Annotated in this window: 12 protein-coding genes; 7 read left to right on the forward strand and 5 right to left on the reverse strand. The window is 33.7% G+C overall.

The window, feature by feature from the left end; translation table 11 throughout:
• Positions 1-8: 8 nt before the first annotated feature.
• Together ACKI42_RS13870 and ACKI42_RS13875 are read right to left on the reverse strand one after the other, a co-directional pair.
• Positions 9-503: a Smr/MutS family protein gene (locus ACKI42_RS13870; protein WP_407406171.1), complete on the reverse strand. Its 495-nt coding sequence runs from the start codon at positions 501-503 to the stop codon at positions 9-11.
• A 170-nt stretch (positions 504-673) separates the two neighbouring features.
• Positions 674-1,171: a metallophosphoesterase family protein gene (locus ACKI42_RS13875; RefSeq protein WP_407406172.1), complete on the reverse strand. Its 498-nt coding sequence runs from the start codon at positions 1,169-1,171 to the stop codon at positions 674-676.
• A 108-nt stretch (positions 1,172-1,279) separates the two neighbouring features.
• Between ACKI42_RS13875 and ACKI42_RS13880 the strand changes: the two genes are divergently transcribed.
• Positions 1,280-2,827, forward strand: coding sequence for a serine hydrolase (locus ACKI42_RS13880; RefSeq protein WP_407406173.1), 1,548 nt, complete (start codon positions 1,280-1,282; stop codon positions 2,825-2,827).
• Positions 2,828-2,879: 52 nt separating this feature from the next.
• Here the strand turns inward: ACKI42_RS13880 and ACKI42_RS13885 are convergent, their stop codons facing one another.
• Complete coding sequence (locus ACKI42_RS13885; protein WP_407406174.1) at positions 2,880-3,356, reverse strand: SixA phosphatase family protein; 477 nt, start codon at positions 3,354-3,356, stop codon at positions 2,880-2,882.
• A gap of 113 nt (positions 3,357-3,469) precedes the next feature.
• Here ACKI42_RS13885 and ruvX point away from each other — a divergent pair, with 113 nt between their 5' ends.
• The 5 genes from ruvX (at position 3,470) to ACKI42_RS13910 (ending at position 6,871) form a co-directional block, all read left to right on the forward strand.
• The gene (ruvX, locus tag ACKI42_RS13890; RefSeq protein ID WP_407406175.1) at positions 3,470-3,886 is read left to right on the forward strand and encodes a Holliday junction resolvase RuvX; all 417 of its coding nucleotides are present in this window, start codon (positions 3,470-3,472) and stop codon (positions 3,884-3,886) included.
• Positions 3,883-4,455, forward strand: a complete 573-nt coding sequence (gene def / locus ACKI42_RS13895; RefSeq protein ID WP_407406176.1) for a peptide deformylase — start codon at positions 3,883-3,885, stop codon at positions 4,453-4,455. Before ruvX ends, def begins: the two co-directional genes overlap by 4 nt.
• 79 nt (positions 4,456-4,534) lie before the next feature.
• Positions 4,535-5,092, forward strand: coding sequence for a DUF5606 domain-containing protein (locus ACKI42_RS13900; protein WP_407406177.1), 558 nt, complete (start codon positions 4,535-4,537; stop codon positions 5,090-5,092).
• A 105-nt stretch (positions 5,093-5,197) separates the two neighbouring features.
• Positions 5,198-5,977: a nucleoside triphosphate pyrophosphohydrolase gene (mazG, locus tag ACKI42_RS13905; protein ID WP_407406178.1), complete on the forward strand. Its 780-nt coding sequence runs from the start codon at positions 5,198-5,200 to the stop codon at positions 5,975-5,977.
• A gap of 27 nt (positions 5,978-6,004) precedes the next feature.
• Positions 6,005-6,871, forward strand: a complete 867-nt coding sequence (locus ACKI42_RS13910; RefSeq protein ID WP_407406179.1) for an SdiA-regulated domain-containing protein — start codon at positions 6,005-6,007, stop codon at positions 6,869-6,871.
• Between the two features lie 72 nt (positions 6,872-6,943).
• On the opposite strand, the gene ACKI42_RS13915 is transcribed toward ACKI42_RS13910, so the two are convergent.
• Positions 6,944-10,657 carry a metallophosphoesterase gene (locus ACKI42_RS13915; RefSeq protein WP_407406180.1) on the reverse strand — a complete coding sequence of 1,238 codons (3,714 nt, stop codon included), beginning with the start codon at positions 10,655-10,657 and terminating at the stop codon, positions 6,944-6,946.
• 25 nt (positions 10,658-10,682) lie between these two features.
• On the opposite strand from ACKI42_RS13915, the gene ACKI42_RS13920 reads away from it, so the two are divergent.
• The gene (locus ACKI42_RS13920) at positions 10,683-11,843 is read left to right on the forward strand and encodes a Pycsar system effector family protein (protein ID WP_407406181.1); all 1,161 of its coding nucleotides are present in this window, start codon (positions 10,683-10,685) and stop codon (positions 11,841-11,843) included.
• A gap of 3 nt (positions 11,844-11,846) precedes the next feature.
• Here ACKI42_RS13920 and ACKI42_RS13925 read toward each other — a convergent pair whose 3' ends face one another.
• Positions 11,847-14,150, reverse strand: a complete 2,304-nt coding sequence (locus ACKI42_RS13925; RefSeq protein ID WP_407406182.1) for a GAF domain-containing protein — start codon at positions 14,148-14,150, stop codon at positions 11,847-11,849.
• Between the last annotated feature and the right edge of the window lie 327 nt (positions 14,151-14,477).

A 14,477-nucleotide genomic window follows, 5' to 3' on the forward strand; every position in this document is an offset into this window, starting at 1 on the left:
ATGCAAATTTAGTGAAATTCTACCATTACAGCACCCGATTGATGATGAAGAATTTCTTTGTTATAAAAATCTAGATTGGTTTGGCTCTCAAGGGTGTCCCACACTAATCTCTGGAGTGTTCCATCTCCAATTCCATGTACTATTTCTAATCTTTTGAGATGGTTTTTTCGGCAAAAACTAATGACATCCACCAGCTTTTCTTTTTGTAAAAACAATCTCTCGAAACTGTCATAGTCATTAGGGTTTTTTACCAAATTTTCAAAATGTAGATCTAGGACCAAAGCTGTTTTGTGGTGTTTTTTAGAAACTGCTTTTTTGGGTTCTTCTTTTTTTGTGACCGTAACATTTTCATACAAAGATGCCATTTTCGGAACCAATTTTTCTTTTTCGTATTGGTGTGTAAAGCCGTATTCGTCCTTCAAAACCACAATATTCCCATTCACAGAAGTTACTACTCCGCTCAGATCTTCATCTACCACAGACACTTTATCACCAATTTTCATTATTATAATGTACTACTTTTTATTAATTATTCGTTTTATTTTTTGTAGCTATTTCGCGCTATCCACTATTACTCCTCGCGCCATCGCCACTTCGTTCCCTTACTTGCTGTGGGGTAGCCGTTTCTATCGCGGCTATTTTTTTCGGATTTTCAAAGATGGGTTTGCCTAGATTATATTTTCGGACCCAATTCTATCACTTCCAAATCCTTTATTTCTTGTTTATCAATCACAAATCGCATCATTGTGCGCGTTTGGTGCCAACCTTGTTTACCACAAGCTCCAGGATTTAAGTGCAAAAGATCATTTTTCTTGTCATACATCACCTTCAAAATATGAGAATGCCCAGATATAAATATTTTAGGCTTTTTCTCAGCAATTTCCTTTTTTGCCAAAGCCGTATATTTTCCAGGATATCCACCAATATGGATCATCAAAACCGCTACCTCTTCACATACAAATCGGGTAACTTCCGGAAACTGACTTCTAATTTTGGCATTGTCTATATTTCCGTAGACACCTTTCAGAGGCTTTATTTTTTCTAGTTCTTCAATAATTTCAAAACTTCCAAAATCTCCACCATGCCATATTTCATCGGCTTCTTTTGCATACTCCAAAATTCTATCATCAATATAAGAATGAGAATCTGAAAGGAGAAGTATTTTTGTCATGAGATGCGCTTTTTTTCTTTTGCAAATTTAGTAAAGATTTACTTTTATCACTATAACTATTCTTTTGCCTCAAATATTGCTAAATTTGGACAAATAATATATATCATAATGAAACGTAAATTTTCTTTAGTCTTCGTCTTATGCTCAATGATCAGTTTTGCACAAGTAGAAGAAAAAAAACTAGACGAATTAGTTCAAAATACGATAAAAACTTTCAATGTTCCGGGGATGTCGGTAGGGGTAGTGAAGGAAGGGAAGGTTATCTATTCTAAAGGTTTTGGTACACGATCTTTGGCAACAAACCAACCTATGGACGATACTACTTTGGTTGGGATTGCTTCAAATTCTAAAGGGTTTACTTGTGTTGCTCTATCTATTCTAGCCGACGAAGGCAAAATAAATTGGGACGATAAAGTTTCGAAATACATCCCAGAATTCCAAATGAATGATGCCTACGTTTCTCAAAATGTAACCATTAAGGATTTGGTAACGCATAGAGCCGGACTTGGTTTGGGACAAGGAGATTTGATGTTTTTCCCAGAAGGTGGAAGCCTTTCTATCAAGGATATTGTACATAATGTAAGATATCTAAAACCAGAAAACGGATTTAGAACTACCTTAGATTATAACAACGTAATGTTTATTGTCGCTGGTGAAGTAATTACTAGAGTTTCTGGTTTATCATGGGCAGAATTTGTAGAACAAAGAATTCTAAAACCTGTTGGCATGACGTCTAGTTATGGAAGTTACAACAGAGCAAAAGCAGTTGCCAACAAAATAGATGCACACGCACCAGTAGATGGAAAAGTAATTGCCGTTCCTCACGATTGGAACGAGACCGCTAATGCCGCAGGGGGAATAATGAGTAATATTAAGGATATGACAACTTGGGCAGATTGTCTTCTGAATAATTTTACCACTAAAGATGGTAAAAAACTAATTTCAGATAAACAAGTTCAGCAACTTTGGAGTTTGCAAATACCTAGCGGAGTAGCAGCTAAAAACCCTTATGACACAAGTTTCTATGGATATGGAATGGGTTGGTTCTTGAGTGATGTAAAAGGACACAAACAAGTACAACACACGGGTGGACTGATAGGTACAGTGACTCAGTTTACACTGATTCCAGAAATAAAGTTAGGAATTGTTGTACTTACCAACCAGCAATCTGGTGCGGCTTTCAATACCATTACAAATACTATCAAAGATTCTTATTTGGGATTAGAAGATAGAAATTGGTTGAAAAACTACAGCGAAAGGATGACTAAAGCAGAACAGATGTATGATAAGCAAAAGAAAGAGGCTTTTGCAAAATCTGAAGCTTTCAAAAAAGAGAAGAGCCTTCACCCGAAAGCAGAACAGTTCGTTGGTGTATATAACGATCCTTGGTTCGGTGATGTTTCTATTGCCCAACAAGACAAAACATATAGGATTTCTTGTAAAAATTCGCCAAGATTAAAAGGAGAATTACTCCCGTTTTCTAACAATACATTTATAGTGAAGTGGGATGATAGAAGCTATGATGCTGATGCCTATTTGATATTTAATTACAATGAAAATGGCAAAGCTGAGTCTGCAAAATTAAAAGCAATTTCGGATGTTACCGATTTTAGTTTTGATTTTGATGATTTGTATTTAAAGAAAAAAGATAATTAATCTTAATAATATAGTAAAAGAAGCGGGTTTTGTACCGCTTTTTTTTTATACTCTAAATTTTTCCAGGTTCATAGAAGAATAATAACCTCTTATTAGCTCCATCAAATTCAGTCCAAGAATCGCAATCGATCTCGAAACCTGCAACGCCACAAGTAGGAAAATGAAAAATATCTTCCGAAATAGAATTGGCAAAATTGGATATTCCGTTGTTATGAGAAAATAAAGCCACAGATTCTGCAGAATCATCCACAGTATAGATCACAGAAAGAAAATTATTTTCTGATGGATTATATAACTTTTCATCCGTTTTTAGATCCAAATGATAGGCCTGATTGAATATTTTGCATGTTCCTAGCGCTCTAATTGCTGGGCTAGATATGAGTAGATTGATATTAATGTGGTTGTTTTTTAGATATTTAGACATTTTTAAAGCATCTTGTAGACCTTTATCAGCCAAAGGGCGATCAAAATCGTTGGTTTCTTCGGGCCAGTCGCTTTTTGCATGTCTTACCAAGATGAGTTGCTTCATAATTTTTTATTTAATTAAATAAAATTATAAAAAAAATCACGGAAAAAATCAAGATTTAGAAAAAAAACGACGTATTGAATAAAATGATTAAAATTTCTTAAATTTGCACTCTTATGGGACAAATCCTTGCAATAGACTACGGAAAGGCGCGTTGTGGCCTTGCGGCTACCGATGATATGCAAATCATCGCAAGTGCGCTAGAGACTGTAGAAACCAAAAATGTAATAGAATACCTGAAAAAGTATATTGTTGCAAACAACGTAGAAGACGTTGTAGTAGGACTTCCCACAGATTTGAAAGGAAATCTTTCTGAAGTGGAAGTGGATATATTAAAGTTTATTGAAAATTTTAATACAGAGTTTCCAAATATTAAGATCCATCGTGTAGATGAAAGATTTACTTCTAAGATGGCTTCGTTTTTTATTTCTCAGAGCGGAAAAAATAAAAAACAAAGGCAAGAAAAAGGATTAATAGACAAAATAAGTGCAACCATCATATTGCAGAATTTTTTAGAATATAGAACAAGATGATTTTACCAATAAGAGCCTTTGGAGATCCTGTTTTGAGAAAAGTAGGAAAAGACATAGATAAAGACTATCCTGAAGTACAGGAGTTAATAAAAAACATGTTTGAAACCATGTACAGCGCCAACGGGATTGGTCTTGCAGCACCACAAATTGGGCTAGATATTCGTCTGTTTGTAGTGGATGTAACGCCATTGGCTGAAGATGAAGATTATGAAGATATTGCTGAAGAGCTGAAAGATTTCAAGAAAGTTTTCATCAATGCACAAATCTTAGAAGAATCTGGTGAAGAATGGAAATTTAACGAAGGTTGTCTTTCTATCCCAGATGTAAGAGAAGATGTGAAAAGGAAAAGTACAATCTTAATTGAGTATTTAGATGAAAATTTTGTGAAGCATACAGAAACTTTTTCCGATATTAGAGCCCGCGTAATTCAGCATGAATACGATCATATAGAAGGTACATTATTTACCGACCATCTGAGCTCTTTAAAAAAGAAACTTGTAAAAGGTAAATTGACCAAAATATCACAAGGTGATGTCTCCATCAGTTATAAGATGAGATTTCCAAAATAAAAGTAGAAATAAAATAATAAATAATATTCGAAACGGTGGGTTTGCAGCCTGCTGATAAAGTTTTTAAAAAATTAAAATTATGCTGTTAGAAAAAATAATTTCAATCTCTGGTAAGCCAGGTCTTTACAAATTGGTTTCTCAACTTAGAAACGGTTTTATCATCGAAGATGTAACTACAAAGAAAAAAGTAAGTATTGGGAACTCTAGCCAAGTAAGTTTGCTAGATAATATCGCGATGTTTACATTCGATAAAGAAGTTCCATTGTTTGAAGTTTTTGAAAATATTGCTAAAAACTACGATTACAAAGCAACAATCTCTCACAAATCTTCTGAGGAAGAATTGAAAGCATTTATGACGGCTTCTCTTCCAAACTATGATACAGAAAGAGTATATTTCTCTGATATCAAAAAGTTATCACAGTGGTACAATATCCTTCACAAAGCAGGATACATCACTCCAGAAAGTTTTGTGAAAACTGAAGTTTCTGCGGATTCTGATAAAGCTGAAGCAGATATTACAGAACAAGCTGTTGCAAAAAAAGTAGCGCCAAAGGCTGATAAACCCGCTACACCGAAAGTAAAAGCTTCTGCTTCTGCAAAAGGTGCTACTAAGAGTACACATAGAAAAATGGGATAATATCCATTGATATAAAGTAATAAAAGCCTTGTTGAGAATATTTTCAGCAAGGCTTTTTGTTTGCCAAATTAGGAGTAAATTTGCAACTTATACTTTTGAAATAAAATGAATACTAAGGAAGAAAAACTCGAAGCTTTTGGTAGATTATTGGATATTATGGATGACCTTCGAGAGAAATGTCCGTGGGATCAGAAACAAACGCTACAAACTCTTCGACAGCTGACGATAGAAGAAACCTATGAACTTTCTGATGCCTTGTTACAAGAAGATTTGGTAGAAATCAAGAAAGAATTGGGTGATGTACTTCTTCACTTGGTATTTTATTCTAAAATTGGTTCGGAGAAAGGAAGTTTTGATATCGCCGACGTCATCAATTCTCTTAATGAGAAACTTATTTTTCGCCATCCCCACATCTATGGTGATACCGTAGTGAAAGATGAAGAAGAAGTAAAAAGAAATTGGGAAAAGCTAAAACTGAAAGAAGGTAATACTTCTATTTTGGGTGGTGTACCGAAAGGTCTTCCGAGCATTGTGAAAGCCTTTAGAATACAAGATAAAGTAAAAGGCATAGGATTTGAATTTGATCATCCAGAAGATGCTTGGCAAAAAGTGGAAGAAGAGATTAAGGAATTTCACGAAGAAACAGATATCGAAAAGAAGGAAGTGGAATTGGGTGATGTATTTTTCTCTCTGATTAATTATGCTAGGATGACGGGCCTTAATCCTGACACTGCTTTGGAGAAAACCAATAACAAATTTATATCAAGATTCAAAAAAATGGAAGTTCTTGCTACTGCAGAAAACCTTAACTTAGCAACGATGTCGCTAGAAGAGATGGATGTTTTGTGGGAAAAAGCGAAACTTTCTGAAAAAAGCCAAGGATAACTTGGATAATCAAACAAAAATATAAGTATGCGAATTCAAATTATTACCGTATTGTTGCTGCTCAGTTGTAACCCAAAAGCTCAAGATATAGTGCAAAATGACCAATTAAAAGTAGAATTTTCTTTACCCAAAAAACTAAAAGAAGTTTCTGGGATCACCTTGTCTAATGACCAACAAACTATTTGGGCAATTGAGGATCAGGGGAATAAAAATTCGGTTTTTGCTTTAGATAGAAAAGGCAACTTATTATCTGAGATAGTAGTAGAGAACGCTGAAAATACAGATTGGGAAGATATTTCCAAGGATAAGGAGGGAAATCTGTATATAGGTGATTTTGGGAATAATGAAAATGATAGAAAAAATCTTTCTATCGTGAAATTGGATCTTAAAAAGAGTACTCAAACTACTTCAAAAGCTATCCAAACTACAAAGTTTAGCTATGAAGGGCAAACAGAATTTCCTCCAAAAAAATCTAATCTTTTATATGATTGCGAAGCTTTTGTAGAGAAAGATGGAATGTTTTACTTATTTACCAAAAATAGAAGTAAAGCATTTGATGGTACTTTTCTGATATTTCAAATTCCGAACAAAGAAGGCGATTTCGAAGCGAAATTGGTTGGTAAATTAAAATTGGAAGGAAACTATGACGATGCGGCAATTACCTCTGCATCTATCAATTCTAAAAACGAAATAGTTTTGCTAACGCACAGAAATATTCATTTGTTAACCAATTTTACAGCAGATGATTTTAGCAAAGCCAAAATAAAAACAATCGCTTTAGAGGATAACTCTCAGAAGGAAGCTATCGTATTTTTGGATGATACTACTTTGTTAATTGCTGATGAGAAAGATAAGAAAACGGGCGGAAATGTGTATCAGTTTAAAATAAATTAAACTTAAAATTTAATCCAAGAAAAAATCCACAAACATCTCGTTTGTGGATTTTCTTTTTATTTAAAATAAAGATTAGAAATTCATCCCGACACCGCCAGAAATTCTTCCGCCATCTTCGCCAATAAAGTAGCCCAGTCTTGCAGAGAATGTTTCCAAAATATTTAGCCAAACTGCAGCTCCAACATCTTGATGCCATTTGTTCGAAATCTCTTTGTCATTCCACACTCTACCCAAATCATATCCTACCAAAACTCCAATGTTGGTAGGGACAATATTATTTTTCACCCTTCCTAGATCCCAACGGATTTCGGCATTATTCACAAAGTAAGATTTACCAGAAAAACGCTGATTTCTATACGCTCTCAATCCATTATTTCCTCCAATACTTGCGGCTTGATAAAACTCAAAATTATTGTTATTAATGATCATTGCATTACTGGAGTTGGCAAAAACAAATTTTCCTTTTTTATCTATTTTTCTAAAGATATTCAAGGTTCCATTGTAAGTCATAAAGTTTTTATCAGTTTGCGATAAATTAGACTTCCAACCAGCATTTAAAATTAACTCTAAACCTAATGTAGGAAAGGCTTTATTATCGTAATTTCTAAAACTAAAAGTATAGTTAGCGCCACCAAATTGTTGGCCATCAAATACTTCCGGATTTATATCTTTCGACACGGCAACAATTCTGTCTTCGTTTCTATAAACTTTATTGTGTTCAAAATCCAATTGAAATTTATTGGTGATGTTGTTCCAATTGGTTCTTGATAAAGAGGGAGCAAACTTAATCTGAGAAATTCTCACTCTATTGAATTCTTTTTCTACTTCCTCTTTATTGTACTCTGTTTCATTTCCCATCCCGAAGAATGTTCTTGCAAAAAATGGAGTAGAGTAGGAAGCGTCTATTTGTGCGTCCCAACCTCCAATTGCTTTTTTGAAAATTCCGTTATATCCCACATTGAATCCGCCAGTTGCAGTATATAAATTGGCTTTCAAACTATGTTTTTGGGTAAAAGGATCACGGATAAAATTATTCACCGTATAGTTAGCCACAATTCCTAATATCAATCCATCATCAGGATTATAGTTGGCGTTTGGATAGCCAGCAAAGAAGTTGTATTTCGGATGTTTCCAATTGTAAGTGTTTACATCATAATCATTAGAAATATGTTTGGCAGCACCGTTTGTATTGTAAGTATTTTTCTGAGATTTGTTATCGTATATTCTTACCTTGCGCCCATTAGATACATTATACGTATCATGATTATATCCTCCAACCAAACGTATATTAATTTTAGATTTACCTTCACCAGAAACTTCATAGATATCATCTTCTTCCAAACCATAGATCCAAAGTTCTTTTGTTTTTTTGTCATCGTATGTTTTGGTGAAAACTAATTTTTCCGTTTTGTCTTTGTCTTCCGTATATTGTTTTACTTCTACGGTATTCCCGATTTTGGTAATCACAAATTTATCACGATTTACACTTCCTGCAAGAGACACTTTTTCTTGCAAAACTTCATAATACTCTTGTGCATATTGCTCTAGTTTACCTTTTCTAATTTTAAGTTTATTCTGAATGTCTACTATAGTTTCATCCTTTACTTCTTTAGGTAAATTATCAAAAGCAGTATTAATATCCGAGTCTGACAAATGATCCTGAATATACTTAGCTTGTGTCATCCAATCTTCCTGATTGGTGTTTTTAAGTAAAATAAGATCCAACGGATAAGCTTCCATATTGAACCATTTTACATTTTTTATATCATTGGTAAAGCTTTTCATATGACGAATCATTGGGATATTCATCAAAAATTTGAAAGCTGCACCATCATATTTGCTGAATGCCTGATCTCTATCTTTTGGTATTGGTTTGTAGATAACGCGATTGCCATCTTGGTGTTCTGCCCATCTCCATTGGTCGTCGTGTCTATCCCAATCTCCCACCAACATATCAAAAATCCTTGCTCTCATGTACAAATCTTGGTCTACCGAATATTTGCTATCTTTTCTCAGGTTTTTTAAAACATCATCAGTAGATACAATATCTTTTGCTCCGTCTAGTGATGCTAGAGTTTTTGGATCTGCAGAAAAGCGTTCTTCTATCATGTACAGCTCATCGCCGAAGTTTTCATTATATTTCCCTAAAGCTGTTTGCTTGGGTACATAATATAATTTCGGATTGCTATGGTACAAATCTATTTTGTCTGCAAGATTATTCACAGAAAAAGGAGTGAAAGGGTGGCTTGTTGTATAAAAATCTAACAAAAATCTTTCTGGAAATGTGTTTTTAATTTCATCGCCAAAAGTTTTTTTCTGAAAAGCTTTGGCATTTAAAAATCTTACTGCACTTTTCTTTACACCACGCATTACAAATTCTTGTCCATCATTTGCCAACAATCGCAAACTATTAGATTGGTTTCCTCCACCTTCTCTGAAAGGCTTGTAACCACCATCCAAAGTAGAAAGATTAGCGGTTTTGGCTTCAATTGGCATTGCATAATATTTTCTGTAATGTTCTCCCCAAAGCCATTTGTAAAAATTGCCAGCTTTGGTTTGTTTTGCCGTATATATTGTAGTAGTAGCCGTTGCAGGAAACTGATTTGGATAATTATTCTTAAATGGAACAGGCTTTTCTACCACCGAAATCTGACTTAGCTTTTCTAATTTATTATTCTTAGTCGAAAAATATTCTACATCCGAGCTGTTATCTGTTCTTAAATTCAAAATAGCGAAACCACTTCCACCAAAGGAGAAATCGGTATTTTTGGTTATGGTAGAAGGATCAGTTTTGGATGCTGCACCACTTATTATTTGTTTGATGTTTTTATCCTCATGATATTGCAAATTATGATCATGTCCAGAAACTAAAGTCACATTTTTTTTATCTTGAATAATACTTTTTATTCTATTAGCAAAATCTGTATAATGTATATTACTAAGATCTTCCATACTCGCACCAGAAGAACTTCTAAGCGTATGAATAAGTGTGGCAACGCCCGGAACCGGAACTTTACCTCGTAATGCCGACAAATTGGCTTTCGCCGAATTGAAACCCGCATGTACGCCAGAACTTATCACGGGATGATGTACTGCTACAATGATTCTTTTATTTTGATTTTTTATAATTAAATCTTTAAATTCTTCATAAAAATCTTCTCTATTCTTGATGTCGCAACCTTTATTAATGCCAGGATATTTGTCCCAATCTACCAAAGCCCATTCAGAATCCAAAACAATCAATTTGATATCTTTTGTAAGATTAATATCATCTATCGGGCAAGAATTTTTTGGTAAAAATGCTTTTTTGTCACCTAAATAGTCCTTCACAAAATCTTCTTGTGCTTTTAGCCCATCAATGCCATGGTACCAATCGTGATTTCCAGGAATAACCACTGTTTTCCCTTTGAAATTTTTGGTAATTGCCAATTGGTTTTCTAATTTTTCTTTTGCCAAAGGGTAATGTTTGTCAGATTCTCTGGGCATGCCCAATGGATATATATTATCTCCTAAAAATAGTAGAAGAGAATTCTTATCAGCAGAATCTAACTTATTTTTTATAAGGTCTAATGTCTGTTGCGCATTGTTTTCATCGGCGTTACCAGCATCACCTACCAAGAATATCTTGTATTCGTTTTGAGACTGATTATCAGAAATACTGACCTCACGAAGTTTCTTGCCTTTTTGTACATTATAGGTAGCACAAGAAAACATAATACCTGAGATAAGCACTGTCTTGGTGCCTATGGCAATAAATTTTAAGTTAGATTTAAAGGATAAATTCATACATTTACATTAATAAAAATTCGGGATGAGCATTTTACACAAAGCTAAAGATTATGTTGAAAACTTATTCAAAGATAAGTTATCTTCTGTATATTTTTATCATAATTTTATTCACACTACCTACACTGTAAACAAAGGGCAAGAAATTATTAATCACTCTCAACTTTCTGAGATTGAAAAGGAAAAAGTAATATTGGCACTTTGGTTTCATGATGTAGGATATACCAAAAGCTCAGAAAAACACGAGCAGAAGGGCACAGAGATTCTACAAGAGTTTTTGGTTGCCGAGAACTATTCTCAAGATTATATAGATGAAGTTTCCGCTCTTATTTTGGCAACCGAAAAAAACTACGTTCCGAAAAACGATTTAGAAAAGATTGTAAAAGATGCAGATTCTAGTCATTTTGCGAGCCCTTGCTATAATGATATTTCAGATAAACTAAGGCTAGAGTGGGAGCTTACTAATGTAAAATGTTTTTCTAATGATGAGTGGAATTCTGGCAATCTAGATTTGATGAAAAATGTTCATCAGTATTACACCGATTATGCTAAAAATAATTGGGATGCTTTGAAAAAGAAAAATATCAAGAAGTTAGAGAAAAAGCTTAACAAGGAAGAGGATAAAAAGGAAACTACAGAAACCAAGAAAGAGCCAAAATCTGATAGAAGCGTAGATACACTTTTCAGAATTACATTGAACAATCACACGCGCTTAAGCGATATCGCAGATAGCAAAGCTAATATTTTATTGTCTGTAAATGCCATTATTATTTCGGTTTGTTTATCTGTTTTGGTACCCAAATTAGATTCTGCTAGAAATACCCATCTTATTATTCCTACCTTTTTATTATTGTTATCCAGTGTTCTTACAATTATTTTTGCGATTCTTTCTACGAAACCAAACGTTACTAAAAGTAATTTTACACAAAAAGATATCCAGGAAAGAAAAGTGAATCTTTTATTTTTTGGTAACTTTAATCAAATGATCTTTAATGATTTTCAAACCTCTATGCGCGATCTTATCAATGATAAAGATTACATCTATGATTCTATGATCAAGGATTTGTATTATTTGGGAAAAGTTTTAGATAGAAAATACAAACTACTTTCTATTACTTACAAGATTTTCATGGCAGGGCTTATCACTTCTGTGTTAGCGTTTGCTTATGCTTTTCTTTCTTTATAATATTTAAAATAGAGAAACTCGTAGGGCCAATAATCCAGATATTCCTTGCAAATCTTCTACACGCAAAAACTCAACATCATTTTGTAGGATATTTTCTTTCTGCAAATTGCTGATGTACTGTAGATATTCTTTTTGGTTTTCCAGCCCGAAATAAACGATAGTTATCTTTCCTGGACTAGTTATCCTTTCGTCAGAATCTTTGATGTGAGCTTTGTCCAGACGTTTTTTTATCACTTCATAGTTCGAGTTATAAGCTCCATCTATATCAAATCTTTTTTCGTCCATTCGGAAACGGATATCTATTTTCTCGTTGTATACAAATATTAATGAAGCGATTTCTAAATCAATAGCAAGTGTATTTCTGAATTTTTTGAATTCTATCTCCATCATACATACAGTCTTTAGTTGCCAGTATCTCAATTGGTGAACAATTTTATTGGAATAAGGGAGTTCTGGAGCGATGCTTTGTCCGATAAATAAATTGTGATCTACGCCATCTGACTTAAATCTTTCATAATAATGTGGGAAAATCTCTTGCGCAATTTCTTGTCTTTCGTCCAATACATCTGCCAATTTCCTGTTGAGAAGCATGATAGAGTCGTCCAATTTTTTTCGATTAGAATAAAAAAGATTATTCTGAGTGAAAACTTTACTGAAGTATTCTAGGATATTTTTCTTACTATTTTCATCATCTTTTATTTCCAATTTTCCTTGCAAATAAGGATGTATTTCTTCTCTCAATAATCTCTGGAAACGTTGTTCTGTATCAGCTTTTATTTCTTGAGTAATTTCTTTCTCGAAAATATCCAAGGCAAGCATATACTTTTCAGCATCACCATCATTAATCATAGAAAACAAATCTGCCAAACAGTTTTTCTGCTGCAGTAGATCTTCCAACATCAGACGGTATCTTTTCTCCGAAGAAGAACGGATGTCAGAAAAGCTATATAAAGGCGTAAGATTTTGAAAAGAGATTTCCTTTAGCGTATAAGTTGTTTTAGACAAATGCGCATTGAAAAATTTCTCTGCCTCATTCCTGAATTTCCAAATTACACTATCATTAATCGTGGTATATTCTCTTTGTATAATAGCTTCTATTTGGTTATTCTTCTCAAACGTAAAACGATGGAGAGAAAATATCACCATATCTATTACAGCTTCTATCTTTTTTAGTTTTAGACCATTTAGGCTATTCGCAATAGAAGAAGTAAACTCCATAATGGCAATCAGCTGATTATCCTTCATAATGGGTATTACCATAAAACTATTAATTTTATTCCGTTCCAAAATTTCGAATGATGGTAATTTCTTTACATCCGCATCCAATTTACTTACATTAGATATAATTACAGGTTTAGAGTTGTAATTAATGTTTTCAAATGTAGTTCTCCTTACTTCTTCATCAAAAGTATTGATCCAAAAGTCCAAAATATGATTGGTGAAAAAATTTTCATACAAAGGCAAATTTTCTAGCTTCTGCGTTTTTTTATTAAAGAGCATTAAACCAAAGTTAAGCTCTGAAATATCAAAATACGATTTAAAAATATCTTTTAGATTCTTATCAGGATATAAATTTTCAGGATCAATTTTTATCAAACTCGTTTTTAGATCAGACAGGGCTACCTCAGACGTGCAATCTATAAGAGTAATAATCGTGAAGCCTTTAAGAATCCAAGATTGCGAAGGAAAATATTTTTTCCATAAATTCACATCATCCAGATTCTCCAATAGCATATCTACAATATCTTCAGAAGGTATTTTGCTCTCGTCCGCAGGATACACGTCACTAAAATCAGAATTGATTGTTATTTTATAATGCTTTACGATACCTTGTTTGTTGGGGATATCATAGTAAAGAGGCAATGTACTTTTAATGTTAATGCTATAATGAATTTGTAAAATCAAACAACAGCAAAAAACATAATATTCATTATCGCTTATATCACGAAATTCAATCTGAAAGTCAGTTCCCGCATCTTTCAATATATTCTGAAATCGTTCAGTATAATTAAATGTTACGTTAGAGAGCGGAATACTCGCTGCCTTTATCTCATTTCTCGTCAGTCCAGTTGGGAAAAGATCAGACAACAAAAGGCGGATAAGGTCTTCATGCTTTTCTAGCAAAGATAAATCCTGAAAACCATCTCGCAATTCTTTATAATTTTTGGTTTGCTCTATTAAGGATGCAGCATATTGCGCACGATATTCTAGCCGATCATTGTAGCGAATATGCTCTAGCACATCCAAATATTTGTTGAATGTTATAAAAACCTGAAAAGGACTGTCTTTTTCGTAAAAATTCGGCAAAATGTATAAGTTGAATGGTTAAAGATATAAAAAAAGAGACGTACGAAAGCTCAAATTACCTTTACAACATCTTTTTTTACTTCATAGCTACTTCCGGCTTTCACTACTCGCTTTTTTGTGTCCACGCCAAATCCTCGCCACAAAAAGAGCTCAAACACACCGTTCAATCCGGGCTAGTCAGTAAATAACTCAAGTTTCCAATTTTAATCCATGATTGCTTTCAGCTGTAAAGCCATTACAAACAGTATAATCTTAATCATAAATCCGTCGATGGTCACTGCCGCTATTCTTTTAGGCATCATTGCTGAAATCTGACTAATAGACGTT

This window comes from Chryseobacterium sp. (assembly GCF_045629545.1).
Taxonomy (GTDB): Bacteria; Bacteroidota; Bacteroidia; order Flavobacteriales; family Weeksellaceae; genus Chryseobacterium.

Excerpts from the sequence above, each read along its gene's own strand:
- ACKI42_RS13900 (WP_407406177.1), top strand. The coding sequence starts at position 4,535 with ATGCTGTTAGAAAAAATAATTTCAATCTCTGGTAAGCCAGGTCTTTAC.
- ACKI42_RS13920 (WP_407406181.1), top strand. The coding sequence starts at position 10,683 with ATGAGCATTTTACACAAAGCTAAAGATTATGTTGAAAACTTATTCAAA.
- ACKI42_RS13875 (WP_407406172.1), bottom strand. The coding sequence starts at position 1,171 with ATGACAAAAATACTTCTCCTTTCAGATTCTCATTCTTATATTGATGAT.
- def (WP_407406176.1), top strand. The coding sequence starts at position 3,883 with ATGATTTTACCAATAAGAGCCTTTGGAGATCCTGTTTTGAGAAAAGTA.
- ruvX (WP_407406175.1), top strand. The coding sequence starts at position 3,470 with ATGGGACAAATCCTTGCAATAGACTACGGAAAGGCGCGTTGTGGCCTT.
- ACKI42_RS13870 (WP_407406171.1), bottom strand. The coding sequence starts at position 503 with ATGAAAATTGGTGATAAAGTGTCTGTGGTAGATGAAGATCTGAGCGGA.
- ACKI42_RS13915 (WP_407406180.1), bottom strand. The coding sequence starts at position 10,657 with ATGAATTTATCCTTTAAATCTAACTTAAAATTTATTGCCATAGGCACC.
- ACKI42_RS13880 (WP_407406173.1), top strand. The coding sequence starts at position 1,280 with ATGAAACGTAAATTTTCTTTAGTCTTCGTCTTATGCTCAATGATCAGT.
- ACKI42_RS13910 (WP_407406179.1), top strand. The coding sequence starts at position 6,005 with ATGCGAATTCAAATTATTACCGTATTGTTGCTGCTCAGTTGTAACCCA.
- ACKI42_RS13885 (WP_407406174.1), bottom strand. The coding sequence starts at position 3,356 with ATGAAGCAACTCATCTTGGTAAGACATGCAAAAAGCGACTGGCCCGAA.
- mazG (WP_407406178.1), top strand. The coding sequence starts at position 5,198 with ATGAATACTAAGGAAGAAAAACTCGAAGCTTTTGGTAGATTATTGGAT.